Origin of the sequence: Paenibacillus sp. FSL E2-0151, from assembly GCF_037993015.1 — a bacterium.
GTDB lineage: Bacteria > Bacillota > Bacilli > Paenibacillales > Paenibacillaceae > Paenibacillus > Paenibacillus amylolyticus.
This window is the reverse complement of the sequence record NZ_CP150308.1, coordinates 5,232,452-5,257,042: the sequence shown is the minus strand read 5'-3', so window position 1 is coordinate 5,257,042 and position 24,591 is coordinate 5,232,452. Positions and strand designations below refer to the sequence as shown.

Here is a 24,591-nt window from a genome sequence, read left to right as displayed (position 1 = left end):
ATTGCTAGGTCAAATTTCCAATGAGATGGATAGCCAACTTGGTAATGTTATTAGGTAAAAAGATTCAAACCGAATGTATTACTGAATCCATCTCTGAAAGAGAAGTATCGAACTTTGATGTAGATCTTGGAGATAAGGCGGAAGACCCTTTTGAAATATCTAAAATTATTGCTTCTAAAAAAGGTGATGATCATATCAATGAAGAGCATTTACAGCAAGTTCTGAGAAAAATTGTAGAAATATCACGACCTTTTAGAGTAAATCCTTTTAATCGCATAGATTTTGATTTGCAAGATGAGTTAGCTAAGGAGTCTCGAAAGAAAGGTCCAAAAAATCAAATATGAGTGAGAAGCAAAATTATTGTAAAAGTGCTAATAAATAAGTACATCTCTGATCATAGCCCCATCTCGTAGAGACAATAAAAAAATTCACTAAGCGGCGACTTTTTCCCTAGAATTCAATCGGGGAGAGGTCGCCAATTTTTTTTGAAGAAACTTCAAAGCAAAATAACTGACTTCGCAACTTGCTCATATTATCTGAATACACCTTTTTGGTTTCAGGTCAGACGCGACAGACTAAGTTTAAACATCGCTGAATCTCTGGGAACATAGGTAATTGTAAAAAAATATCGTAAGAAAGTAGCACATCGTTTCGTTTTTTTGTGAATCTAAAAAAAAAGGGGGGTTGACTTTCTCTTTGGTTCAGGGGGGGCCTTGACAGGCGTATGTTATGATCAAAAAGTTGAAAGTTCTCCTGCAGATTTTGAACGAGAATCAGATAACTTTCCAAAAGGAGGTTTATATATGAGCAAAACACAATGCCTTTTCTGCTATTGCAGTTCTGGTTAACATATGCAGACAGAGGTATTTTGTTCTACTTAATTTCTAACATGAGTCAAAAATTTGAAAGACACTGAGGAGTGAAGGTTTTGCAATCAGGTACTATTTCTGAAAATCAAAAAGTTCCAAATGTTAAGGTTTTCCCTATTATGTTTGCATTGATGCTTGCTGGTATCATCGGTACTTTTAATGAAACGGCAATTAATATTGCTATAAGTGATATTATTAATCAGTTCGCGATTACGGAAGCTAAAGTTCAATGGTTAACAAGTGGTTACTTACTTACACTGGGAATTCTAGTTCCTCTTTCTGGACTATTGATACAATGGTTTTCAACACGTCAACTTTTCCTGACATCAGTCAGTATGTCTATCTTAGGATCTGCAATTGGTGCTATGGCAGGAAGTTTTGATATCTTGCTATTAGGGAGGATACTTCAAGCAACTGGAGCAGGGCTATTATTCCCATTGATGCTTAATACGGCTCTTATTATATTCCCAGCCGAGAAACGCGGAAAAGCGATGGGACTAGTCAGTCTTGTGTTCACAGCGGGACCTGCTTTAGGCCCAGCCATCTCAGGTCTTTTAATTGATTATCTAAGCTGGCATTGGATATTCTGGGTATCGTTGATGGCTCTGGTGCTTGCTTTGTTGGCAGGCGTGGCCTTTATGAAAAATGTAGCACCTATAACCAAACCACGTATCGATATATACTCTCTAGTCTTGTCGACAATTGGTTTTGGTGGACTTGTTTATGGTATTAGTAGTGCAGGAGAGGGAGATCATGGTTGGAGTAACCCTGTTGTTATTGTACCCCTGATTGCCGGGGTTATTGCATTAATCCTTTTTGTCATTCGTCAACTGAACATGAAAAAACCTCTAATGAACTTAAGAACTCTACAGAAGCCTATGTTTGCTATAGGTACTTTGCTGGTATTCATATGTATGATGGTTTTCCTATCGTCCATGTTCATTCTTCCCATGTTTATGATTCGTGTTCTTGAATTAAGCGCACTGACGACTGGACTTATTCTTCTACCAGGCAGTGTAATTTCAGCTGTACTTTCTCCTGTCGTAGGGGCACTATTTGACAAATTCGGACCTAAGTTTTTGGTAGTACCTGGTCTTATCATAGTTGCAGTCACTCTATGGTTCTGTTCTAATATTACGGTTGCTTCGTCCATTACTTTGATTATGGTCATGCACACCTGTCTGATTGTCGGAATTCTGATGGTATGGATGCCTGCTCAGACAAATGGTCTGAATCAGCTACCTTCTGATATGTACCCCGATGGTGCGGCTATATTGAACACACTTCAACAAATCGCAGGAGCTATCGGTATTGCAATGGCAGTAAGTATCATGACAACCGGAACCGCAGACTTTATTAAGAGTGTGGCTGATCCTACGGAGCCGGGAAATGCAACATTGGCGTTAACAACTGGTATGCAGAACGCATTATTCTTCACGATGTTTGTAGCCCTTGCCGGACTTGTTCTAGGTGTATTTGTAAGACGAGTGAAAGTCCAGAAGTGGTCTGGAAACTCGGAATAGTCATAATATAGCTCTGCCAGATCAGTGGACTACTATTATGAGACAACTTTACCGAATACTGATTTGATGATGATCTAATAAGTTGAGATACAGATTATCTTTTAAAAGACTAAATTGTACCCTATAAGATAGACACTTTGAAAAAGTCCATCTTGTAGGGTGTTTTTCAAAAAGTTGTAAAACTACCGTTGACCCAATAATCATAGAGGATAACAAAAAGTGTATGCTTAAAAATAAGATTACACAATGTTGTGATTATCTTATTTGAATTACATCATGAAACTAGTCATGAAGCATAAATTTTGTATCCTTGCATGTAAAACAATCAATTTAATAAAGTAACGTGTTCCCCTATACCTAGTAAAAAAGGTGTGTTTGCTTATTTATAATCTTAAGATTGTTACTGAGTTAATAAAAGTGAAATGATACGACATTTGTTTTTTTTGTCTTTTTATGTTATTGACAGGAGGAATAATAATGAAAAAATTTATAAATGTCAGAGGTGCAAGAGAGAATAACTTGAAAAATATCAATGAGGATGTTCCCCGAGACCAAATTGTCGTATTTACAGGGGTGAGTGGATCAGGGAAATCAAGTTTGGCTTTCGATACGTTGTATGCTGAGGGTCAAAAAAGATATGTTGAATCACTGTCAGCCTATGCACGACAATTTTTAGGACAAGCTACGGCACTCCCGCATATAAGGGAAAAACAATTGATCAATATACCAAGCATGATTTCACTCCTGAATTTACCAAACTGAGTTTAGAACATCGTCGACTTCTTTGATTCTTGTGACAGATGGTGTTTGAATTAGATTTCCTTTGACCATGACCATAGAGATGTCTGATAAGACCTCAATATGTTCCAGCGGATTTTGCTCCATGATAATCAAATCAGCATGTTTTCCGATATCCACCGTTCCTGTTACATCTTCAACACCGAGGATTTTCGCATTGGTTCGGGTCACCATGTCGATGACCTGTTTGTTGTTCAGGTTGGCCAGTCTCATGTAATGGTCCATCTCCCTCCACATATCATAGTGAGTCACGTAAGGCATGGCGGCATCGGTACCGATACCAATGGTGATGTCGTTTTCGATCGCTTGTTTTACACCTTTGAGCATGGAATCGTAGACGAGTCTGGAATTCTCTTTTACCGTTGCACTTACCTTCGTTACGCTGGTATCCAGTGAAGCGGAAGGATAGGCAGCTTGCAGGGTGGGGATGAGTGCGGTGTAGCCATTCAGGGCATTGGGATTATTTTTGTACAAACGAATGATTTCGTCGTCCATCTCCGAACCGTGCTCGATGGTATCGACGCCACCTTTTAAAGCAACTCTTACGCCTTCCGTGCTTTCCACATGAGCTGCCACCCGCAAACCAATCTTATGCGCTTCATCGCAGACCGCCGCAACTTCGTCCACCGTCATCTGTAAACGTCCAGCTTCGCCGACCATCTTCGCATCCGTCACGCCACCCGTAACACAGATTTTGATCAGATCCACGCCGTGTTTCACATTGATCCGTACATTTCTTCGTGCTTCCCACGGAGAGTCGCCCACCAGAGCCAGAAATGGAGCACCATGTCCGCCAGTGACACTTAGGAGAAATCCGGAGACAAGCAGATTAGGGCCGACAAAGTCACCGTTGTTAATCTCATCCCGCAGCTGGACGTCCGTGTAAAAGAATTCCCCCACACTGCGCATCGTTGTCACACCCGCATGGAGTGCAGTTAGCGCATTGCGTTTCATGCGTTTTTTCAATACGTTTCTGCCGAACTTCGTGTTCAATATCCAATCATAGGCAAACTGCAACAAACCTTCACTGACCGAGAGACTGAACGGTTTACCATCTGCAAAGAGGTGTACGTGGGCGTTGATTAGTCCTGGCATTACGTATTTCCCTGAGAGGTCGATGGTTGTGTAGTGACTTGGGATATGCAACTCGTGATCTCGGCCGATATCCTGGATAAGTCCTTGTTCATTGACGAGAATCGTCATGTTTTTTTGTAGATTGCGGCTTGAGTCGCCGTGGATCAGATTGACGTTTTTCAATGCGTAAGCAGTGTTCACATTGTGTTCCTCCTTGGAATGTGGATGGGATTATATAAGTTGAAAGAGGGTATGTACACTTGCCACTCCGATGACAGAACAACCTTCGGATCGCTATTATCCCCAGATTTTTTTGATTCCCTCTTAATAGGGAAAATCCGGTGATAGCTTATGCTTCCGATGTAGCTTTCTTCCAGAAAGCTTTCAGGCGAACGCTTCGCTTCCTCTGGTTATTTCTGTCCTCTCCGTTATCGTGTAAATATGGGTTCAACTTAAAAAGTTTGGTAAATGGTAAATATTCGTCTTAAAAATGAATTATAAATTCATTTTTGGGCCAAAAAAATAGAGTGACTTAATGTTAATGTTTTTTTTGCGTGCAAACCAAGTGAGTTGATCTGATCTGCACGCTTTGTCTACCCGGCATAATTGATGAGAAGGAGCGTTATTCGTTGAGACTCTTCATACCGTACAGTCTGTATACATACAAAGCTTCGAATATTTGCTTTCGGCTATCCTCACTCATATCCCGCTTCAATAGATCCAGGTTCATGTCGATTACATTGTGCGCGAGAATGTTCAGCAAGATCAAGTTCTCCTCGGTACCAATCTCATATCGTTTATATTGGTTCTTCAGATAGGCCTTCTTGGTTTCGATCATCAGCTCGACGAGCTCGTTCTTGGCGTTGGTGTAGATGGTACCTTTATTCTTTTCAAAGATGATGACAATCTGGTTCCGGTATTTACGTAGGACATCCACCTGTTCCTGTAACAGCGCCGACTTTCGCTCGCTATCTGTTTCCTCGAACAGGGTCTGGTTATCAAAGTGAATCGTCTCCACCAGCACATTTTTTAGATAATCCACGAGATCTGGCGGCACGACAGCGTAGAATAGTTCTTTCTTGTTCTTAAAATAAGTATAGATATTGCCCACGGAAATATTGATCTCATCCGCGATATCGCTCATCTTGGCATCCACATAGCCTTTTTCGAAAAAGACTTTGAGCGCCGCGTATTCAATCTCTTTCCTGACTTCGTCTTTCTTGGCTTGCACCATCGGGAACGACTCCTTAATAGTGAATGGATGATTCGTTATTAGGATAAACCTTTTTGAGGGTGGTGTCAAATAGGGGAGGAAATTCCAACAGTAATGTAACAAATATGCTACCTAAGTTGTAGATAAGTGGATATTTTTTATATTGTCGGACTTGAATACAAGAAAAATTAAGCAGCCTTAGTTCAGTCGAATATTGAACCAAGGCTGCTTAGGGGACTGTTTCAAAACATCTACTTTGTATGGAAGGGGATTGTTTAGATTGAATTATGAGATTCATTTATAAGATATCAGAGCGAAATTAAAATACGACTAACTTCCGTTGATTGCTTCGGTTGCCCCAGCAATATCTCTACTGGTTGGAAAAGATGCTGTTGAAGTCGAATATCCATACATTAGCTTTCCTTGATTATTATCACTATAAAGATCATTTAATCCAATAGCATGACCGAGTTCATGTGTTAAGGCATGTGAATTTTGGGCAGCTGTTTTAGAAGACATAATTGATGTGTTCATTCCTAAAGTCCAAGCATATAAATGTCCGTTAACGTCAGAATAATAATTACCAAAGTAAGCAATGGTACTCGTGTTAGGATCAGTGTATTTAATAACTCTTCCGTTAGTAGACTCAGTATTAGTTTTTGTAATATTAACTACACCAGTAGTATTCCACCTTGAGGCTCCGTTACTGACATATCCAGCGTATGTTGAGTCAACATTTTGGAGATTATAAGTGAAACTTGAAGAACCTTGATGATTGTTACAATCAACAGAGTATCCAGAAGATTCTCCATTCGGGTGACAAGTATTAGGAGACTTATGTGCATATGCATTTATAGGAACAAGAGTTGATAAAAGAAGAGAAGTTATTGACAATTTTACTAGGAATTTTCTCATAATCTATACCCCATTTCTTTCTCTTTGTTAATAATTATTTAGTTACTGATTCTATTTTCTTAATGAATTCTTCTTCGTTGAGCACTTGAGTGTTAGGCGTTTCATTGAGAGTTAAAGTATGGTTGTTCTCAACATCATAAAGTTCTTTGTCAATATACCCTAATTTTTCAACAGTGTTATTTCTAATATTTTTATACATATTAGTCTCTTCACCCAGTATCCAATAAAGGTTTGGATATTCTTCTGCCACAGAACCAACAGCTTTTTTCAAGAATAGAATATATTCTTCATTTTCTTGGAATAACGGATTATCATTAAACAAGACTTCACTATTACCTTGTTGCATGATACTAATAGTTTCTGATACTAGTGTAGGGTCACTTTTTTGTGTACTTAGAATTTGAGCATTAAATATACTTTTAGGCACGGGTTCGGTAAGTTCACCAAGGTTTTCACGTAATACTACTTTGACAATTAAATCTGCTTGTTTAACCCCATCCTCGAAGGGAAATACCTCTAGTTGACCTTTGAAGGTTTTCTTTTCATCCGTTTCTTGATTATTAATAGGTCCTGAAGTCTGAGCATCCCCATTAACGACTGACCCTGAATTCCTTTGATCAAGTGTACCTGAGTAAATCATTCCTCCTGCCATTAAAGAGAGTATGACTGTTGAAAAAACTAATTTTTTATTCATAAAGCTAACCTCCAATCTAAATTTATGTTCTTTCCAATAATTAGACGGTGGAACTTCTAGAAATGTTTCACATATTTATATAAAAAATTGAATTAATGATTTTTATGTTGGAAATCTATAATAATAATACTTCATAAAGCCGCATGTGTAGCAGGAAAAACTTAAAGATTACTATAAATTCATTCAGTCAAATAGATGATTACTGTTAATAAACAATGATGCGAATAGGAATACAATGGTACGTTCTCACGTACCACATCTTTACTAGTGATATGTTACCCTCTCATTAAAAAAGGAGAGGGTAACATGACAAGTACCAACAGTGAAGAGCTGTCTTCGCAGTACGCACAACTCATCCAACAAGAAGACGATTACGTCGACCAACTGGTTACATGCAACAAACTCATCCTAGACGCAATGGACATTATCGCGAAGCGAGCAGGAGTGCTACACATGGACACAGTAAAACAAGCAGCATATCACCTTCATTCCATGGAACAGGATCTGAACCGAAAGTTATTTAAAGTCCGACTGGATAAGAGCATCTTGGCAAATCAAATGAGCCAGTCTACATAAACCACTTAACTAAAGGACAGTGCAGGATCACACAAGATGATCTTGAACTGTCTTTTTGTCTGTCCATCCAACGTTTTTCGATCCCAATTAAGCATTGACTTTCCTCCCAAATCCCCCTAAACTTCAATTATTAAAACACTTTTAAAAACATTCATTGAATGGTTCGAAATGAACGAAAGGAGGCATATAACTAACCATGTTACCCACATCACACAACACTCAGCAGGTCAAACGCATTAACGTTGAACTGGTGAAGAATACACTCCGCTCCATGGGATTTGGCACGAAGGCTTCCATTGCGAACCTGACCAAACTCAGCGTGGCGACATGCGGCACAATCCTTAACGAATTACTCCAAACGGGTGAGATTATCGATCTGGGTCCAGACGAATCGAGTGGGGGAAGACCGGCGAGTCGATATCAATTCAATGCGGACTACGCCAGTGTGCTGTGCCTAATTATTCGAACAGAGGGCGGTATTCACTCCATTACACATACATATGCCAATCTGAACGGAGAGATGGCGGACGAACAGACGCTCATTTTGGAAGAAATTAATGTAACGGTGGTAGAGGATCTAATTGCGAACCTGATTGAACAACACCACAATGTGCAGGCGATTGGTATCGGTATACCTGGTGTAGCACACAACGGTGTTATTGGCATTTGCGATGTACCGGAGCTGATGTATCAGCCGCTTGGGCCAAGGCTTAAGGAACAATATGAAGACGTGGAAGTGGTCATTGGAAACGACATGAACCTGACGGTCTACGGACTGTATAACCAACAACAATTTGAGGAAGAGAAGAACTTTGCGGTGGTGACGTTTCCGGAGAATCATTTTCCGGGTGCAGGCTTTATCATTGATGGTCGTCCGCTGACCGGGAATACGCAATTTGGGGGCGAGGTGTCCTTTTTACCTTTTGACGTGTCACGAGAAGAGCAATTGCGCATGTTGAAAACGACAGAGGGTTTGCAGGAGCTCGTCGTACAGACGCTTGTATCCATCATCGCGATCATTAACCCCGCTACGGTTGTAGTCACAGGGGATACGACGGATCCTGCTATGAGGGATGACCTGATGCAAGGTTGTCTGGATCGAATGATTCCACTGGAGCATATGCCGGAGTTGATCATCCAAAGAGACACTCGTCGCGAATATGTCACGGGGCTGGTCGCGGTGACGCTGGAGAGCCTGACCTACCGCATTCAGGTGGTTGAGAAGCAGTGGTAAAGGAAAAAGGAACTTTTACAAGTATTCTATTTTTAGGAATAATGCTTAACTATGTTTCCTATTTCAAATGTACAAATCATTGACACGATAACGGAGAGGGCAGAACCAATCTGAAGAACGCCTTTATCACTGTATTTTCACCTTTAGGAACGATTCAAAAAAATACAGGGATAACAGCGGTCGGAAGATGGTACTGCAATCGTAGTTATAACGGGCAATCATTTTTCTGAACACAATGGAGGAACTTATTTTGAATCAGCAAGCAGGTACGCAAGGGAACAAACGAAAGTTCAACAAGCTGTACGCCATGCAACTGGCAACGATCTTTCTAGGATTTATCGTATTTGGCATATCGGAAAATATTAAGGGGCCGGCCATTCCGCGCATTCAATTTGATTTCAATCTAGATGAGAAACAGCTCGGGACGTTATTGTCCCTGAACGCACTGGGTTATCTGATCGCCTGCTCCTTCACGGCTATTCTGGTTCGCAAATGGGGCATTAAGGCGGTTAGCATTATATCGTTTGCATCGATGATTCTCTCGGGTGTGTTCATTTATGTGTCTCATACCTATCCACTCTTTGCTTCATCGTACTTCTTCATGTACATCGGTAACGGCATGCTGGAGATTGCTTTGGCGATTCTGGGTGCGCGGATCTTTGTGAAAAACACAGGAACGATGATGAACCTGTCCCATTTCTTCTATGGGCTGAGTTCAACGGTAGCACCTTTGCTGGCGACAGGTGTCATGTCCTTGAAGGTGTTTGGACACGAACTGGACTGGCGCGGCATGTATATGGTGATGTTGTCACTCTGTCTGCTGCCGATTATTGCGGCGCTGCGCAGCAAGTTCCCGGGGGATGATCTTCCCCATGAAGATCGGACTTCACTGAAGACGTTAACACGTGATCCTGCCCTTTGGCTGATGGTGCTCATTCTCTCTTTTGGCGTGGTATCGGAGCTGGCAGTTGGGGGTTGGTTGGTTAATTTCCTGGAAAAAGCCTACACATGGGACACGGTCAAAGCCTCCGGGTTATTATCTGCGTTCTTCCTCACGTTCTCGCTGGGACGCCTGCTGCTTGGACCATTGACGGACCGGATCGGATTTGTATTGTCACTGATTCTGTTCTCGGCTTTCTCTGGAGTATGTACCTTCGTGGCGCTTGCAGGGGGAGAGCGTCTTGCGATTTTCTTTGCGATATCTGGCGCGGGAATAGCAATGATCTATCCAACAGTTATGGCGTTTATCGCACGCAGATATCCGAACGGCAGTGACACCGCGATTACATTCACGGTTACCTTGATGGGGGTTGGTAGTGTAATTGGTAACTATGTGATTGGCTGGGTGATTGAGGGCGTGAAGAATCTGTACGGTTCAACGACTCAGTTAGGGCTGTTGCGCGGGCTTCAAGCGGGATATGGATTCATCGGTCTATGTGCGGTGATCTGTGCGGCATCTGGCGTAGTGTTGTATGTGTATTTGAAAAGAAGGCAGGAACTGATTTAGGAATATTAGGAGGTTGAAGTATGTCAGATGGCGTAATGATCGTTCCACCACCGATAGGCGCCGAGCATTCTATAGAGCTTGAAATGAAAAAGATACGTGAGGCTTACAGGGGTGACCTTGGTATGGTAGGTTACGAAAAACATATAAATAAAGTAAATCAAGATTTTAAGTCTATGATGGCTAAAAAAGGAATCCGCATATAGTGGGTTCTTCTTTTTTTCCAGAACAAAAGCCCCGCTGATCCTCACGATCGCGGGGCTTTACATGTATTCTCACCAGTCAGTCAATGAGTAACAAGCACCTCTGACTTCCCATCTCTTTTACTTACTTCAACAAGCCTATGACTTGTTCAAAGCCGTTCTTCTTTTCCAACGTTTCAACAGCACGTACAATCCAAAACCACCTAAGAAAATCACCGCTGCCGGAACGATATAAGGTTTAACAATCTCATCCACATGCTCCCATTGAGAGCCTAGTTTGAAGCCTAAGTAGATGTACAATGAGGTGATTGGAAGCATGGCCAAGAATGTAAAGATACTGAATTTAAACACATTCATCTTCGCCATACCGCAAGGGATGGAGATCACTGTCCGAATACCGGGGACAAAGCGTCCATAGAAAGCTACCCCGCTGCCATATTTCTCGAAGAACTTATCGGAAGCGTCTAGATGGTGGGGGCGAATCAAGAAATACTTGCCGAATTTTTCGACCATCGGCCTGCCGCCGTATCGTCCCAGGGCATACAATGTCAGAGGTCCAAACGTTCCGCCTACGGTACCAGCGAGTATAGCCAGCCAAAGCTTCATATCCCCAAGATACACCCAATATCCCGCCATGGGCAGCACAAGTTCAGCAGGTACGAATTCAAACGACAAGGCAATGACCAGACCTGCGTATGACAAATCTTTAAAAAAGAGTATAAATTGCGTAATCCATTCTGTCATGCTTTCCCTCCATGAATCTATCTTTTTTATATATAAAAGAAACACTCCTGTACAAAGAGTAACAATAGCGAATAGAGCTTGTCAAAGTTCACATGAAAGGCCTTTTCAGGTCACACTGCGGCAATATGTTTACCCATACATAAGGGTTGCATGGATTGACACTTCATACAGAAGTGGATACCAGGCAATGATATAATCATCTGAGAACGCTTCCGATTATAGTATGATAAAACTATCACTAGCTTCTTCACCATCCTGTACATAAAGAGAAGGAGATCAGAACATGACCGAAACTTCGATTATCGACCAGATCCATATTATTGAATACGCCCCCTCTTACGCTGCTGTGCGCAAGACCGTGGAGGCCGGATGGCCGACGGGAGTGTGGTTTTGATTTCTTTGACTATACGTGGAAAAAGGGAGATGTCTCCCTGCGGGCTGAATTCGAAAAGTCGGGTCGCGGGCTGACTGCCCTCGAAACACCGGATTACGAAATCTCAACAGAGGTCGATGATCAAGATCTGGTTTTCGGTTCCAGCTATAAGGTTCGCTATCGCATTAAGAACACTTCTGCGTCCGAACTGGCAGTCGAGATCAAGGCACATTATACAAGGGTAAGCTACCGAGGGACTATAGCTCCATAAAACAGGGGCAGTCTGGACTTCATTTTTTCGTCTAAGGCTTACAGCTGTTTTTCATTGTTGGGGATGATCTGACTGTGAAACCTCGTTTCGACCAAATGAGGTTTTTTTATATGCTTATTTTGCTTTATACCAATGGTATATCTATTCATAATCATAGGCTGTACAATCATTATTTTATGGTTGTATACAATGTATCCTTTTATTGTTTCATGTATATCATATAGATATACAACTGTAAGGAGGTGAGGTATAATTGGAGCATCAATCAAACGAAAGGCGTGGGATTGCCATGACTACAGCCACACTTAGCAAATGGGGAAATAGCAGTGCAATTCGCATTCCTAACCAATTGCTTAAGCGTCTTAATCTGGAAGAAGGCTCGGAAATCGAGATTTTGGTGACAGAAGATAATGAATTGTTGTTGCGTCCAAAAACCAAGCCTGTAGAGTCCAATGAGGAACTACGTAGCCATCTAAAGACTTTGCTCTCTAAAGTGAAACAGGATACAAGACATGAAGAAATAGACTTTGGTACTGAAGGGAACGAGTTACTTTGATTATTCCCAAACGAGGCGATCTGATATGGCTTGACTTTGATCCTCAAGAGGGTCACGAGCAAACCGGGAGACGACCGGCTATTGTTCTATCGGAACTTGAATTCAATGAAATAACGGGTTTTGCCGTTGTATGTCCCATAACGAGCCAAGCCAAGGATTATCCTTTTGAAGTTACACTACCAGAAGAGCTGCCATTTTCAGGTGTTGTTTTGACGGATCAGTTGAAGAGTCTTGATGTGCGGCAACGACGTATCCAAATTGCGGGGCATGCCGAACCAACCTCTGAATTTATGAAATCAGTTCTACGCAATGTCCGTTCTATATTGGCATAATTGAAAATTAGTAGCTGATCATATTCCTAAATCCACGTCTAACTAAAAGACGTGGATTTTTTCTTTCATGCCTAAATAGATTTGTCCATCCTTGACGCTTCTAACAAGAGCTTCCGAAAGGCACATATAAGTTGGAAAGAAAGATTTTTAATTCTCTGAAAATGCTTCCATTTATAGTATGATAAGACTATCGCTAGCTTCTTCAAACATGGCCTGTATTATCTCTGCGGCTATCGGGCAAAGGCCATATCGAAAGTTCACAAAGACCATCCTATAGATAAAGATAAGGAGATCCAAATATGACAGTAACTTCGATTATTGATCAAATCCATATTATTGAATACGACCCCTCTTACGCTGCCGCACTCGCGGATATGTGGAACCGCAGTAACGAAAGCTGGGGAGGTGGCACCAACCTTAGAACAGAGGAAACAGTTCGCCGCGAGATGGAGAGTTCGTCCAATCTTTATGCATTTCTAGCCGTTCATGAGAAAGAGGTTGTTGGCTTCTGCAGTTTTGCTCATTACCGCTATGACGAGAGAGCGCTATATGTACCGCTGCTTAACGTACGCCCCGACTATCACGGTTATAAGGTCGGACGTAATCTGATCCTGAATGCTGTGCGCAAGACCGTGGAGGCCGGATGGCCTCGCCTGGATCTGTTCACATGGGCAGGCAATACGAAGGCTGTACCGATGTACAAGAAATGTGGATTCTTCTGGGAGAAAAAAGACGATAATGTGCATCTGATGAATTTCATCCCTACCATTTTGCAGACCGAAGCACTTGCTCCTTATTTTGAGGAGTTGGATTGGTATGCAGATAGCACGCGTGAACTCGTGGTCGAGCCAGATGGCCGACGGGAGCGTGGTTTTGATTTCTTTGACTATACGTGGAAAAAGGGAGATGTCTCCCTGCGGGCTGAATTTGAAAAGTCGGGTCGCGGGCTGACTGCCCTCGAAACACCAGATTACGAAATCTCAACAGAAGTCGATGATCATGATCTGGTATTCGGTTCCAGCTATAAGGTTCGCTATCGCATTAAGAACAATTCTGCGTCCGAACTGGCGGTTGAGATCAAGGGTGAGGATAACAAAAACATTCGATTTGCGCTGGACGTTGCACGAGCAGTGGCTTCGGGAGAAACCATCATCGTGGAAGGTGAGTTCCACGTTGATCCAATTACAGAGGAACAGAATAACAATAAGACTCATCCCGTGGTTGCCAGCACCTGGTTGATCGGCGGTAAGAAAGCGGAGTTCAGGTTAGGTATTGCCCCGAAATTCCCGGCCAAGATCAAGACCATCTTGCCTGTGAAGGAACTCTATCCAGGTATTCCGGCTGAGTTGGTTCTGAACGTGGAAAATAATGTGGATGCAGAAACGGAGTTCAGCTTGGACCTGCCTGAGGGTGAATTCCTGGAATGGGCAGAGCGTTCGGTGCGCTTTACGGTGCCTGCCAAAGGCAAAGTGTCTGTGCCAGTACCTTTCACCTTGCGTTCATATGGTCTCTATTCCCAAGAAGTAGAAGTGACGGCTGTCCCAGTGGGCAACCATGCGATCTCTTTTACAAGCAAACTTTCTGTACTAATGAAGGGAATCGAAGGGAAATATGGTGGGCAGATTGAGGATCAATGGGTGGCTGTTAATGGTGCATTCTCTATTCATATGAACAAACATGATAATTTCATGTGGATTGAATACCCGGGCTCCCGTCATTCGTTCTGGTGGACTTATCCGAAGCTGGGTAAGCCGTTTGCCGAAGAGTTATCCAAGAAACAAGCAAAAGAAGTGAATATTTATCCCGAAGGGGAACGTCAGGTTCTTGAAGCACTGTATGACTCGGAGGATTTCCCTGGCTTGCAGATTAAGTCTGTGGTCAAGCTGTCTGCGAATGGAATCGCCGAATTCCACCATGAGGTTGAAAATACACGAGATACCGCCTGGGAAGAGGACCTGTATCTAATGAATAACTTTGGGTTCTATGGTAGCAGGTTAATCCTTCCTTATCAGGGGCGCTTCGTGGATATGGGGGATTCTTACGCTGGCGATCCGAGCCATTGGAATAGCTCACAGATTACGGAGAACTGGCTGTTCTGCAAAGAAGAGTATGGTGCCAGCGGTATCTATTGGGACCCTTCTCTGAAGCTGCTTCGCCCGGAATACACGCTGGGGTTGCAGCATGAGCTTGGCCGTATTGCCGCAGGAGCCGTTGTGCGGACCAAAGCAACTGTATATGCTTTGAACACGTTTGCCAAATGGCATGATTTCCGTGCGTTTGCACGGAAGCAGCGTAACCCGGTCATTCCGTTGCTGGACAGTCATCTGGATCTGACACTGAGTGAGGGGAATCCATTTGCCCCAGACGTGCTGCAAGCAACGTTGACTGAACATAAACTGGTTCCGCTTGCGGGCAAGCTGGAGCTATATGTGCAGCAGGGTGGCGAACCGGAGGTTATGGCCAATGCTAAGGAATTCAATCCGGAGCAGAATCTAAACTCAGCCAAGCTGACATTCTCACCAGACGAAGCGGACCGAGACCAGCACGCGAGTGGTTGGAAAGTTCGTGGGCTATACCGGGGCGAAGATCGGATTCAGGAGCGAACTGCCCTTTGGTTCCCACAGAGCGGAACAGAGGTGAAGCAGAAGATTGAAGAAGGTTCTGCTGGACCTTTGTACACTGTAGACAATGGAGTGTTGTCGATCGCTGTTGCTCCTGTATTCGGGAGTGTAGTACATTCCCTGCAATATGCAGGAGAAGAATGGCTGGATAGCTCGTACCCTGAACCGGCTCCACGCTCGTGGTGGAATCCGTGGTATGGCGGGCTGGGTGTCGGGGTTCCAGGCATGAATGGTTTCAGCCGCCAGTTGGAACAAAGAGCCGCTTCCTGGACAGAGCAGAAGGATCAATACGGCAACGTCTGGAAGGGTATAAAGCTGACCACCCGGATTGAGAAGCATGAAGCGAATCGTGGAATCACGATCCACCAGCATTATCTGATGCTGCCCGGTGTTCCTGTGCTATGCACGTTGCTTGCCGTAACAAACGAAAGTGGCCTGACGCTGACGGATTACTCGCTTGCGGAGGAACGTTTCCTCCAGCCTTCATCTGTATTTGCGGAAGGTTGGATAGAGCAACCGGGTAAAGATCGATTCCCGCTGGGCAAGGTGGATGTGGGCCTGCCACTTGAAGATCTTTTGCGAGTAGGATCGGTTTCGCGTGAAAACATGCTGCATGCGGTCCATCGTTACCCGAATCAGAGTGCATGGGGGTTTGCCAATAATCAGGTGACTGGTCTGAATGTTCATCATCATCTGACACTCCAGCAGGGGGAGACGGTCTGGACGGAGCCGACGTATCTGGTTCTGGGACCAATCCCGCTAAGTTCACCGGATGTGCAGGACCTTCTCAAACTTAATTTTGCAACTTCTACCGATGAAAAGGAGGCTTCACATGCCGATCATTGATATTCATATTCACCTGTCGGACATCGACAGCTTTCACCGAACAGCGATTGATCTGTCTAAAGTGGATTACTCTGCCGCTGGTCTTAAAGCGGAGTTTGATAAAAACGACGTCATTATGGGTATCGGAATGGGGGTTACGGAGCAGACGAAGGGAGCGTTCCCGGATTCCAGTTCCCCTAACCCGATGGGACTTGATCTGGAAGAGAAGGTTCCGTCATTCCTCATGGAATGTGCGGGGATCAATCCTAATGCGTTAGACGGTAAACACGCTCAGGACGAGCTGGACCGGATTGAAGCTAGACTGCAATCCCCTGAAGTAGCCGGAATCAAACTCTATGCGGGATACTATCATCACTATGTGTATGACAAAATCTATACCCCGGTCTATGAACTCGCAGCCAAGTACAACCTACCTGTCGTGATTCATACGGGTGACACGTACTCCATGAACGGGTTGCTTAAGTACTCGCATCCACTGACGGTGGATGAATTAGCCTTGCAGCAGCGTGGTGTGAACTTCATGATCTGTCATCTGGGTGATCCCTGGGTGATGGATGCAGCTGAAGTGGTGGCGAAGAATCCTAACGTGTACGCTGATTTGTCTGGTCTTGTGGTGGGGGATCGGCCTCATTTTGAACGGTTCATGAACGAACCTTTATTCATGGATCATTTCCGCCGGGCCTTGGTCTATTCGGATCATTACGAGAAAATGCTGTTTGGCACCGACTGGCCGCTTGCGCCCATCGATCTGTATGCCGAATTTGTCCGTCGACTTGTACCGGAGCAGCATCATGATAAAGTCTTCTATGAGAATGCCTTCGGGCTGTTTCCGCGTATTGGACAGCGGATTGCCGATCTGGGGTAGAACCTAAGTACCGAATTATTAATATCTGAGGGGACGTATAGCATGCCTGTCATGAAATCATGAATCATGTGATGTTGATGCTTAATCCCTGTCACGTAAGCTCCTGCCACTTTGCTGGCAGGAGCTTTTTTGTCCAGGAGAACAAGGCATTCATCGTACGTCTAATCTGATGAGGGATTAGGAGAACAAAGGTTGAGTCACCATTTTCATATACCTTTTTAAGTCGTTTTCTGCATGTGGGTATTGTTCCCAAACCCCAAGGTTCCAACTCATATAACGAATGCCGAGATATCGGGATGCCAGAGAGAAGTACTTCTCGAATTGATGTTGTGAAATATCGTATCCGTGAGAACTTAGGGACTCCCGATAGATATCAACTTGTTTCAAATGTGTACAGCGCAGAGGGATATCAAAGAACAGGGAGCCATACCTTGCTTCCTCCCAATCGATAAAATAAACATCCTCATTGTTGTGTACCAATACATTGCCAGGATTCAGATCATTATGAATCATCGTATGTGTGTGTTCATCCTTAATGAGAATTTCAAGATCATCTACAATATGACTTGCTACAGCTTCAATTTCCGAAATGAGCGGTGATCCAAATTCCTCAATGAATGATGGACTTTTTATGGCGATGTTCCACAAAGGCCTCCAGCGTCTTTCCATCATTTCGATGATATGAGATCGATCCACAATAGGTATCCATGGCAGTTCTTTTTTCGACCCCATATTCGTCCCATGTATGTAAGCCAGTGCTTGTAATTCTTTATTCTGAAGCAGGTCTATATCCAGATGACTATAATCGGTTTGGTAGTCCACATCCTGAATGCAGATCAGACTGCGATCTTGAGTATGAACTTCATTTGATAGACTATAGGGTACATTGGCTCCCTGTAAAAATAATCTGGACAAGGCAGAGTGTTCAATGAACGTGGCCTTCTTTGTTACGTAAGAAATATCCTTTTTCACTCCATTTATAAGGAATTCAATGTGATGTCGAAGCAATTCAACGGCTTGAGATCCGGCACCGATTGGGTTACTTTTGATACTTAGAATGTGAATATCCGAGGATACATATTGATTAATGGTTTGTTTTATTAATTGTTGTAATGTGACAGACTCCATACTCATCTGTTTTCTCCTTTTTGCCTGTATTTGTTTTTACGAATAAAGAGAACTATAATGGTGGATGCACAAAATTTCAGATTCCTTTGGAGGACATACGTTATGAGATCTTTTCAGTTTTATAATCCGACCCGGCTGATTTTTGGCAAAGGGCAACTTCAAGCACTACAAACCGAAGTTCCAAAATACGGAAAGCGTATTTTGCTTGTATATGGTGGCGGAAGCATCAAACGTAGCGGGCTGTACGATCAGGTAATCAGCCAGTTGAATGAGATCGGAGCAGAGGTTACGGAACTGGCTGGTGTGGAACCGAACCCTCGTCTGTCTACGGTTCATAAGGGTGTAGAACTATGCAGAACACATAACATTGATCTGGTTCTTGCGGTTGGCGGCGGCAGTGTGCTTGACTGCGGGAAAGCCATCGCAGTAGGAGCCAAATACGATGGAGACATGTGGGATGTTGTTGTGCGCGAAGCAACCCCAGAAGGCGGCCTTCCACTGGGTACAATTCTAACGATGGCAGCGACAGGCTCCGAGATGAACAACGGTTCAGTAATAACCAATCAGGACACACAGGAAAAATGGGCATGGTTTAGCGAGTATTCTTTCCCGGCGTTCTCCATTCTTGATCCGGAGTACACATACACCGTACCACTGGATCAGACTGTATACGGCATGGTGGACATGATGTCTCATGTGTTTGAACATTATTTCCATCTGGATACGAATACACCAGTTCAGCTTGGATTCTGTGAGACGATTCTTCGTACCGTCATTGATACGGCCCCTCGTCTGATTAAAGATCCAGAAAACTATGAACTGCGTGAAACCATTCTCTACTGCGGAACAATGGCGCTTAACGATGTCCTGAATATGGGTCTTGCCGGAGATTGGGCTTCTCACAATATAGAACATGCTGTATCGGCTGTGTATGACATTCCTCATGGGGGAGGTCTTGCAATCCTCTTCCCACACTGGATGAAGCATAATCTGGATGTGGATGTAGATCGATTCAAACGTATGGCCATTAATGTATTTGATATTAATCCTACTGGAAAGTCGGACAAACAAGTTGCTGAAGAAGGCATTGAAGCGCTGCGTACATTCTGGACTTCGATTGGTGCCCCTAGCCGTCTGGCGGACTATGACATCGACGACAGTCAGATTGACGTAATGGCTGATAAAGCGATGCGATTTGGTCCGTTCGGATTCTTCAAAAACTTGCAGCGTGAAGATGTAATACAAATTTATCAAGCTGCACTGTAATTGTAAATCTCACAATCACTTTGTATAATGAGTCACATTAAACAAGGACCTTCCTGTAATACTAAGGAACGTCCTTGTTTTTTTATTATGACATCATATCTTGTGCGCTCCACCGTTTATCTGGACTTCAATGTCATGTGATCGCTTTTCGAATTAATTCTTCGGTTCAACTACGGCTTCATTGACAGGGGTATCCTTTCGTTTCAGATACAACTTGCTTGGACGATGCAAGAGCACGATAAGCAGGGCAAAGAGATGAATCAGGGTGAACAGGTTACTCTCATTTGGAATGGAAACGAATAGCGCCAGACTCAGAAACGTCACGGTGAGCTTGAACTTTCTTTTGGTGATGAATATAACAGCAAGCAGGCTGGGACCGATGATAAACAACATTCTGGCTAAGATTACGCCAGAGGCGTAAGCCAGATCATCTCCTTTGCGTAAGAAACCCAGATAGGTCTCCAGGTTCTGGTTGAAGTCAATGAGGAACACGATAAAGGACACAATCACGTAGATCAGTTTTACACTCAATAAAATGCGCACGACATTTAATAGCGTAGGTAATGCTGTTTTTGCCATATCACTTCTCCTATTCGACATTTAATAAAGTAGGCATTTTCGGATTCAATGCGTTGTCCCTCTTCCTGCACGATATGTATTTCATATATTATACGATGTTGATGTCATATTTTGTATTAACCCAAAGTCTTCATTTTCCAATCGTTTGCAGTGGCCTTTGACCTAGTATAACTGGGGAAACAGCTTACAGATTATTTGATATCGACCGATATAAAGTAGATACATAGAATTTGGACTTCATAATGATGAAAATGAAAATGGATGGTGAATGTAATTATGGTATTTAGCAAGGCAAGAGAACGCATGCGCAACATGTCGTTCAGAGTCAAACTGCCACTTATGATCAGTCTGCTGGTGTGTATCGTACTGGCGGTAACTGCAGTAGTATCCTACACTGTAGCGGCTGTCATCACACTCGACAAAAGCAAAGATGAGATTAAAGCAACCTCGGACCGGGTGGGGGCAGGTCTGTATGCTTCACTAAGTTTGGAAGAACAATCCACCTTTTTGATCACAACACATCGGACCTTCCAGGATTTGCTGGAGATTCGGAATACGGATGGACAGGAAGGTGAGAACTTCTTCTCGGAAAACAATGAGCTGCTGGATAAGGCGAGTGGTATTCTCGCGGACAGTCTGGCAGGTATGGAAGGTAACAACAGTCTGATTTTGTTGGATCGGAATGGCATTATTATTGCAGCGAATGATCCGGCAGTTATCAAGGCGGAACGCGGAGATCGGGCATATTTCCAAGAAGCCATTCAAGGTAAAAATGTGATTAGTGAGGGGATTGTAGCCAAGTCCTCAGGACAACTAGGTACGGCTTTTGCCATGCCAATCTACAATGAGAATCAAGAAGTACAGGGAGTGCTCGTATCTGCGGCGTCCACCTCGTTCTTCGTTAATCAGCTACAAAATATCAATATAAATGATGAGGGGAAAGTAATCATTCTGGACCGTGTAGGTACGGTCATCTACGATTCAGCGGATGAGAAGTTGGCAGGCCAGAAGATGGAGTCCGGCGAATACCAAACATTGATAGATCTTGCTCCTGGCGCTGAACTACAGCAAGGGGATATTAGCACAGATGAGAAAGTGGCGTATTACTCCAAAATCCCAAGATCGGACTGGACCGTCGTTGTTGAAGATAAACTGAGTGATGTGCAGAAGCCTTTGCGTGCGATGGCAAAACAGATGTATATTGTTCTGTTTAGTGCTATTGCGGTTTCCGTCGTAGCGGGTATTCTGATCTCTTTGCTGGTAACCAGACCAATTACCAGACTAACTGTGTTGTTCAGACAGCTTGCTGACGGCGATCTGACGGTGCAGGCTCAAGGTAAATATAGCGGAGAATTCAAACAATTGGTGGACAGCTTCAATACCATGGCAGCAGGCAATAAACAGCTGATCTCCAGCATGAACCATTCCATCGGCATCCTGAAAACAAGTACATCCGAGCTGGAACAGTCCACTCAGCAAACTTCGACCACGATTGCCGAAACAACGACAACAGCATTTGAGATTTCACGAGCGATGGAGTCCCAGGCGAACGATACGGAAGCCATTGTGGACAAATTCATGAATGTTGGTAACAAGATTGCCAACGTGAATGGAATGTCGCAGGCAGTGAAGTTCAAGGCAGATGAAATTACGGATGCATTCAAAAATAATCATGAAGTTATTGATGCACTCATTGCGGTGAACGGGCAGAACGAGATTGAAGTTGGCAACATCTCCAAAATTACAGTGCAACTCGCCGAAAGCTCCTCGGGCATTCACCAGATTACAGGTACGATTGCCGAAATCGCAAATCAGACGAAATTACTTGCTTTGAATGCTTCGATCGAGGCGGCGAGAGCTGGTGATCAGGGACGTGGCTTCGCAGTCGTTGCTTCTGAGATTCGCAAGCTGGCAGAGCAGACGACAGCTCAATCGGAGGATATCAACCGAATTGTGATGCAGACCATTGATCACGTGGAGCAGAATAACCGAAGTGTTCAGGCTATTGAAGCAATTGCGGAACAGCATAAGAGCAGCGTTAGCCAGACCAAGGAGACATTCAATTTTGTCACCGAGAATATGAATGAGATGATGAGCCAGGTTCAAGCTATTGCCACAGAGATCGAATCCATTGAACGTGATAAGGATGACGTCATTGGGGCGGCACAGAACTTGTCTGCTTCCGGTGAAGAGGTGTCGGCTTCTGTTGAGGAAGTCACAGCAACAATGCAGGAACAGTCCGGCATGACGGAACATTTGACAGATATGGTGCAGAGAATCGATGGACTGACCAAACAACTTGCCGAAGAAGCATCTCGCTTTAAAACAAAATAGGAATACGAAAAGAAACCCTTTTCTCAAAAGAGAACCGGGTTTCTAGAACCAAAAGAGCACCTGTACCCATCTATGGCTACAGGTGCTCTTTGGTGATGTGTTACTCACCTCGAATGGAAGGCGCATACGCCAGCACTTCCATTTCAATTAAATAAGGGCCTAAACCGCTGAATACGGTAATACGGGCGGGATAGGGTTGTTTAATCATTCGCACATACACTTCGTTGTATTCGGACTGATCCTCGACTCGGGCCAGATGAGTGGTTACCTTCACAATATGATCGAGTGTAAGTCCGGCTTCTTGCAGGATCACCTCAATATTACGAATGCACTGCTCCGTCTGCTCCTTAATGCCGCCAATGGGCTCAAGCGTCTGTGGATCGACACCTACCTGACCTGCGACGTAGAGGAAATCTCCTGCGCGGACAGCATGGGAGAAAGGAAGCGGGAACTTGGGTGCTGCACTTGCATGTATGATGGTAGACATCGTAGCGGTCATTCCTTTCCTAATGAATGTGTATGATTGGTGTTAACTGATGCCAGTTCGTAGCCTGCTGATAATGATGAGCGATGGACAACAGGCGGTCTTCTCGCATGAGTGGACCAGCAAGCTGCATGCCGATAGGTAATTGCTTCCCTGAGGTGGTATCAAACCCGATGGGTACGGTGATGGACGGTAGACCCGTATTGGTGAACGGTCCGTTAAAAATCGGGCTCCCCGTCTTGTAGCCGTATGGGGCCACATAGGGTGTTGATGGAGTCAATAACACATCCACTTCATCGAAAAGCATCATCATCTCGCTCCGGAATATCGTTCGGATGCGTTGTGCCTGCAAATAATCAACGGCACTCGTCTGGTAACCGAGTTCAAGCTGCTCCCGCATCGTGTGGCCGTAACGATCAGCGGCTTCCGCGAAGCGTTCCTGATGGAAGGCGGCAGCTTCTGCCCGCATTACCGTACGATGAGCAGCAATGGTCTCTTCCATATAAGAAGGCAGGTCAACTTTCTTCCATTGCATGCCCAGCTTCTCAAGCACAGCGAGTGCCGACTCCACCGCTAACAAGATCGCCGGTTCATCAGTCTGGAAGAAGCTGCTCGGCAGACCGATCACCATTCCTGAAATAGGATGCTCAAGAGCACTTGTTAAGTCTGGCTTGCCATAAGGAAGCGTGAAGGAGTCCAGCTCATCTTGCCCGGCCATCGCTTCCAGAACGATTGCGTTATCTTGTGCCGATCGAGTGAAGGCGCCAATATGATCCAGGCTCCAACTGGCTGTGATGACACCATTACGGCTAACCCTGCCGTAAGTGGGTTTCATACAGGTTAATCCGTTGTAAGCTGCGGGTCTGAGCAGAGATCCAAAGGTTTGCGTTCCGAGTGTAAAGGAAGCCATGCCAGCCGCTACTGCAGCGGCAGAGCCGGAGCTGGAACCGCCCGGGGTATGTTCTAAATTCCATGGGTTGCGGGTTGGTGGTTCTCCTCCCTGAAAGGCATATTCCGTCGTTGTTGTCTTGCCGAGCAGGATAGCGCCTGCAGCTTGCAACTTATTAATTACAGTTGCATTTGTTCCGGGTATGAAGTCTGGAAAGGTATTTGATCCGGCCGAGGTGCGTATGCCAGCGGTATGGACAATGTCTTTGGCTCCATAGGGAATGCCGTGCAGAGGACCGAGATATTCGCCATTCATCAGTTTCTGTTCAGACACTCTTGCGGCCTGCAAAGCCTGTTCGGCGGTGACTGTAACGAAGGCTTGCACAGCAGGCTCTACTTTCTCAATGCGATTCAAATAGGATTTTGTAAGCTCGACAGGAGATATCAACTTATTTTTAATCAGTGTCGCGGCTTCAGCAATCGTCAGCTCGTTAAGTGGTTTCGTAATCATCGAAGAGGCACGCTCCTATGCGGGGGATTGGGCCCTACTTCTTCTGGCAACTTGAAGTTTCGAATCAGCTCCAAGTCTGCTGTAAATAGGGCAAGCTCCTCGCTTGTAATAACTCCGTCCGCATATTTGGCGCTTTCTGTACGGCGGTGTGTGAGATAGTCGTCCTGGTTCAGAGTAATCACCCTTTCTC

General features: G+C 44.2%; 22 protein-coding genes and 1 pseudogene. 14 read left to right on the top strand and 9 right to left on the bottom strand.

What is annotated here, in order from left to right:
- Window positions 1–44 precede the first annotated feature (44 nt).
- The 3 genes and pseudogenes from MHI55_RS23495 to MHI55_RS23485 form a co-directional block, all read left to right on the top strand.
- The gene (locus MHI55_RS23495) at window positions 45–344 is read left to right on the top strand and encodes a hypothetical protein (protein ID WP_340387188.1); all 300 of its coding nucleotides are present in this window, start codon (window positions 45–47) and stop codon (window positions 342–344) included.
- A 644-nt stretch (window positions 345–988) separates the two neighbouring features.
- Window positions 989–2,392, top strand: coding sequence for a DHA2 family efflux MFS transporter permease subunit (locus MHI55_RS23490; RefSeq protein ID WP_127550151.1), 1,404 nt, complete (start codon window positions 989–991; stop codon window positions 2,390–2,392).
- A gap of 477 nt (window positions 2,393–2,869) precedes the next feature.
- A pseudogene (locus MHI55_RS23485) lies at window positions 2,870–3,073 on the top strand (hypothetical protein); the annotation flags it as partial.
- A 69-nt stretch (window positions 3,074–3,142) separates the two neighbouring features.
- On the opposite strand, the gene MHI55_RS23480 reads toward MHI55_RS23485, so the two are convergent.
- The 4 genes from MHI55_RS23480 to MHI55_RS23465 form a co-directional block, all read right to left on the bottom strand.
- A complete protein-coding gene (locus MHI55_RS23480; protein ID WP_340387187.1) occupies window positions 3,143–4,465 on the bottom strand; it encodes an amidohydrolase family protein in 1,323 nt (440 codons plus the stop codon).
- Between the two features lie 421 nt (window positions 4,466–4,886).
- On the bottom strand, window positions 4,887–5,498 hold the full coding sequence (locus tag MHI55_RS23475; protein ID WP_090809647.1) for a TetR/AcrR family transcriptional regulator: 612 nt from the start codon (window positions 5,496–5,498) through the stop codon (window positions 4,887–4,889).
- A gap of 309 nt (window positions 5,499–5,807) precedes the next feature.
- Complete coding sequence (locus MHI55_RS23470) at window positions 5,808–6,392, bottom strand: hypothetical protein (protein ID WP_340387185.1); 585 nt, start codon at window positions 6,390–6,392, stop codon at window positions 5,808–5,810.
- 34 nt (window positions 6,393–6,426) lie between these two features.
- Window positions 6,427–7,086, bottom strand: coding sequence for a hypothetical protein (locus MHI55_RS23465; RefSeq protein ID WP_340387183.1), 660 nt, complete (start codon window positions 7,084–7,086; stop codon window positions 6,427–6,429).
- A gap of 306 nt (window positions 7,087–7,392) precedes the next feature.
- Here MHI55_RS23465 and MHI55_RS23460 point away from each other — a divergent pair, with 306 nt between their 5' ends.
- The 4 genes from MHI55_RS23460 to MHI55_RS23445 all read left to right on the top strand — a co-directional run bounded on the left by MHI55_RS23460 (window position 7,393) and on the right by MHI55_RS23445 (window position 10,606).
- On the top strand, window positions 7,393–7,662 hold the full coding sequence (locus MHI55_RS23460) for a hypothetical protein (protein ID WP_340387181.1): 270 nt from the start codon (window positions 7,393–7,395) through the stop codon (window positions 7,660–7,662).
- A 196-nt stretch (window positions 7,663–7,858) separates the two neighbouring features.
- Window positions 7,859–8,896 (top strand): ROK family protein, encoded by a 1,038-nt coding sequence (locus tag MHI55_RS23455; protein WP_340387180.1) that lies wholly within the window; start codon window positions 7,859–7,861, stop codon window positions 8,894–8,896.
- A 307-nt stretch (window positions 8,897–9,203) separates the two neighbouring features.
- Window positions 9,204–10,403 carry an MFS transporter gene (locus MHI55_RS23450; protein ID WP_340390635.1) on the top strand — a complete coding sequence of 400 codons (1,200 nt, stop codon included), beginning with the start codon at window positions 9,204–9,206 and terminating at the stop codon, window positions 10,401–10,403.
- 20 nt (window positions 10,404–10,423) lie between these two features.
- The gene (locus tag MHI55_RS23445; RefSeq protein WP_340387177.1) at window positions 10,424–10,606 is read left to right on the top strand and encodes a hypothetical protein; all 183 of its coding nucleotides are present in this window, start codon (window positions 10,424–10,426) and stop codon (window positions 10,604–10,606) included.
- A gap of 135 nt (window positions 10,607–10,741) precedes the next feature.
- On the opposite strand, the gene MHI55_RS23440 is transcribed toward MHI55_RS23445, so the two are convergent.
- Window positions 10,742–11,347, bottom strand: coding sequence for a DedA family protein (locus tag MHI55_RS23440; protein WP_101314491.1), 606 nt, complete (start codon window positions 11,345–11,347; stop codon window positions 10,742–10,744).
- 320 nt (window positions 11,348–11,667) lie between these two features.
- Here MHI55_RS23440 and MHI55_RS23435 point away from each other — a divergent pair, with 320 nt between their 5' ends.
- The 5 genes from MHI55_RS23435 (at window position 11,668) to MHI55_RS23415 (ending at window position 17,211) form a co-directional block, all read left to right on the top strand.
- On the top strand, window positions 11,668–11,991 hold the full coding sequence (locus MHI55_RS23435) for a hypothetical protein (RefSeq protein WP_340387175.1): 324 nt from the start codon (window positions 11,668–11,670) through the stop codon (window positions 11,989–11,991).
- Between the two features lie 253 nt (window positions 11,992–12,244).
- Window positions 12,245–12,547, top strand: coding sequence for an AbrB/MazE/SpoVT family DNA-binding domain-containing protein (locus tag MHI55_RS23430; protein ID WP_083677501.1), 303 nt, complete (start codon window positions 12,245–12,247; stop codon window positions 12,545–12,547).
- A complete protein-coding gene (locus MHI55_RS23425) occupies window positions 12,544–12,879 on the top strand; it encodes a type II toxin-antitoxin system PemK/MazF family toxin (RefSeq protein WP_076329088.1) in 336 nt (111 codons plus the stop codon). Before MHI55_RS23430 ends, MHI55_RS23425 begins: the two co-directional genes overlap by 4 nt.
- Before the next feature lie 299 nt (window positions 12,880–13,178).
- Window positions 13,179–16,346, top strand: coding sequence for a GNAT family N-acetyltransferase (locus tag MHI55_RS23420; RefSeq protein WP_340387173.1), 3,168 nt, complete (start codon window positions 13,179–13,181; stop codon window positions 16,344–16,346).
- Window positions 16,333–17,211, top strand: a complete 879-nt coding sequence (locus MHI55_RS23415; protein ID WP_340387171.1) for a TatD family hydrolase — start codon at window positions 16,333–16,335, stop codon at window positions 17,209–17,211. Before MHI55_RS23420 ends, MHI55_RS23415 begins: the two co-directional genes overlap by 14 nt.
- A 177-nt stretch (window positions 17,212–17,388) precedes the next feature.
- On the opposite strand, the gene MHI55_RS23410 is transcribed toward MHI55_RS23415, so the two are convergent.
- Window positions 17,389–18,345, bottom strand: coding sequence for a phosphotransferase (locus MHI55_RS23410; protein ID WP_340387169.1), 957 nt, complete (start codon window positions 18,343–18,345; stop codon window positions 17,389–17,391).
- Window positions 18,346–18,441: 96 nt separating this feature from the next.
- On the opposite strand from MHI55_RS23410, the gene MHI55_RS23405 reads away from it, so the two are divergent.
- The gene (locus MHI55_RS23405) at window positions 18,442–19,605 is read left to right on the top strand and encodes an iron-containing alcohol dehydrogenase (protein WP_340387167.1); all 1,164 of its coding nucleotides are present in this window, start codon (window positions 18,442–18,444) and stop codon (window positions 19,603–19,605) included.
- A 153-nt stretch (window positions 19,606–19,758) separates the two neighbouring features.
- On the opposite strand, the gene MHI55_RS23400 is transcribed toward MHI55_RS23405, so the two are convergent.
- A complete protein-coding gene (locus MHI55_RS23400) occupies window positions 19,759–20,184 on the bottom strand; it encodes a hypothetical protein (protein ID WP_338706812.1) in 426 nt (141 codons plus the stop codon).
- A 276-nt stretch (window positions 20,185–20,460) separates the two neighbouring features.
- Here MHI55_RS23400 and MHI55_RS23395 point away from each other — a divergent pair, with 276 nt between their 5' ends.
- Window positions 20,461–22,518 (top strand): methyl-accepting chemotaxis protein, encoded by a 2,058-nt coding sequence (locus tag MHI55_RS23395; RefSeq protein WP_340387165.1) that lies wholly within the window; start codon window positions 20,461–20,463, stop codon window positions 22,516–22,518.
- Window positions 22,519–22,618: 100 nt separating this feature from the next.
- Here the strand turns inward: MHI55_RS23395 and MHI55_RS23390 are convergent, their stop codons facing one another.
- Both MHI55_RS23390 and MHI55_RS23385 read right to left on the bottom strand, forming a co-directional pair.
- Entirely contained in the window at window positions 22,619–23,005 is a 387-nt protein-coding gene (locus MHI55_RS23390) for a Rid family hydrolase (protein WP_340387163.1), read from the bottom strand.
- Window positions 23,006–23,024: 19 nt separating this feature from the next.
- On the bottom strand, window positions 23,025–24,401 hold the full coding sequence (locus tag MHI55_RS23385) for an amidase (RefSeq protein ID WP_340387161.1): 1,377 nt from the start codon (window positions 24,399–24,401) through the stop codon (window positions 23,025–23,027).
- Window positions 24,402–24,591: the final 190 nt, after the last annotated feature.

Bases quoted from the DNA above. Each gene is read 5' to 3' on its own strand.
- MHI55_RS23495 (WP_340387188.1), top strand. From the start codon at position 45: ATGTTATTAGGTAAAAAGATTCAAACCGAATGTATTACTGAATCCATC.
- MHI55_RS23490 (WP_127550151.1), top strand. From the start codon at position 989: ATGTTTGCATTGATGCTTGCTGGTATCATCGGTACTTTTAATGAAACG.
- MHI55_RS23475 (WP_090809647.1), bottom strand. From the start codon at position 5,498: ATGGTGCAAGCCAAGAAAGACGAAGTCAGGAAAGAGATTGAATACGCG.
- MHI55_RS23470 (WP_340387185.1), bottom strand. From the start codon at position 6,392: ATGAGAAAATTCCTAGTAAAATTGTCAATAACTTCTCTTCTTTTATCA.
- MHI55_RS23465 (WP_340387183.1), bottom strand. From the start codon at position 7,086: ATGAATAAAAAATTAGTTTTTTCAACAGTCATACTCTCTTTAATGGCA.
- MHI55_RS23460 (WP_340387181.1), top strand. From the start codon at position 7,393: ATGACAAGTACCAACAGTGAAGAGCTGTCTTCGCAGTACGCACAACTC.
- MHI55_RS23455 (WP_340387180.1), top strand. From the start codon at position 7,859: ATGTTACCCACATCACACAACACTCAGCAGGTCAAACGCATTAACGTT.
- MHI55_RS23450 (WP_340390635.1), top strand. From the start codon at position 9,204: ATGCAACTGGCAACGATCTTTCTAGGATTTATCGTATTTGGCATATCG.
- MHI55_RS23445 (WP_340387177.1), top strand. From the start codon at position 10,424: ATGTCAGATGGCGTAATGATCGTTCCACCACCGATAGGCGCCGAGCAT.
- MHI55_RS23440 (WP_101314491.1), bottom strand. From the start codon at position 11,347: ATGACAGAATGGATTACGCAATTTATACTCTTTTTTAAAGATTTGTCA.
- MHI55_RS23420 (WP_340387173.1), top strand. From the start codon at position 13,179: ATGACAGTAACTTCGATTATTGATCAAATCCATATTATTGAATACGAC.
- MHI55_RS23415 (WP_340387171.1), top strand. From the start codon at position 16,333: ATGCCGATCATTGATATTCATATTCACCTGTCGGACATCGACAGCTTT.
- MHI55_RS23410 (WP_340387169.1), bottom strand. From the start codon at position 18,345: ATGAGTATGGAGTCTGTCACATTACAACAATTAATAAAACAAACCATT.
- MHI55_RS23405 (WP_340387167.1), top strand. From the start codon at position 18,442: ATGAGATCTTTTCAGTTTTATAATCCGACCCGGCTGATTTTTGGCAAA.
- MHI55_RS23400 (WP_338706812.1), bottom strand. From the start codon at position 20,184: ATGGCAAAAACAGCATTACCTACGCTATTAAATGTCGTGCGCATTTTA.
- MHI55_RS23395 (WP_340387165.1), top strand. From the start codon at position 20,461: ATGGTATTTAGCAAGGCAAGAGAACGCATGCGCAACATGTCGTTCAGA.
- MHI55_RS23390 (WP_340387163.1), bottom strand. From the start codon at position 23,005: ATGTCTACCATCATACATGCAAGTGCAGCACCCAAGTTCCCGCTTCCT.
- MHI55_RS23385 (WP_340387161.1), bottom strand. From the start codon at position 24,401: ATGATTACGAAACCACTTAACGAGCTGACGATTGCTGAAGCCGCGACA.